Origin of the sequence: Allobosea sp. 2RAB26, assembly GCF_052115465.1 — a bacterium.
GTDB lineage: Bacteria > Pseudomonadota > Alphaproteobacteria > Rhizobiales > Beijerinckiaceae > Allobosea.
In genome coordinates this window covers 1-557 of record NZ_JBFRGS010000082.1, presented here as the reverse complement: position 1 = coordinate 557, position 557 = coordinate 1, and the positions used below count along the sequence as shown (strand labels likewise).

The following is a 557-nucleotide window of genomic DNA, read 5'->3' as shown; positions in this document are numbered from 1 at the left end:
ATCGAACTGCCCAATGCCAAGCGCGAGACCGTCTTCCTGCGCGAGCTGCTCGCCAGCCAGGATTTCGAATCGACCAAGCACAAGCTGGCGCTCTGCCTCGGCAAGACCATCGGCGGCGAGCCGGTGATCGCCGATCTTGCCCGCATGCCGCATCTGCTCGTCGCCGGCACCACCGGCTCGGGCAAGTCGGTCGCGATCAACACCATGATCCTGTCGATCCTCTACCGGCTCAAGCCCGAGCAGTGCCGGCTGATCATGGTCGATCCCAAGATGCTCGAGCTCTCCGTCTATGACGGCATCCCGCATCTGCTCACCCCCGTCGTCACCGACCCGAAGAAGGCGGTGGTCGCGCTGAAATGGGCGGTGCGCGAGATGGAGGAGCGCTACAAGAAGATGTCGAAGCTCGGCGTGCGCAACATCGACGGCTTCAATGTCCGGGTCGGCGAGGCGCTGGCTGCCGGCGAGATCATCACACGCACCGTGCAGACCGGCTTCGACAAGCATTCCGGCGAGGCGATCTACGAAGAAGAGGTGATGGATCTGGGGCCCCTGCCCTA

Annotated in this window: 1 protein-coding gene; it reads left to right on the top strand. The window is 63.7% G+C overall.

Features of this window, described 5'->3' with window-relative positions; genetic code table 11:
- A partial coding sequence (locus AB4118_RS34115; RefSeq protein WP_441493911.1) for an FtsK/SpoIIIE domain-containing protein occupies nucleotides 1-557 on the top strand: 557 nt, incomplete at both ends.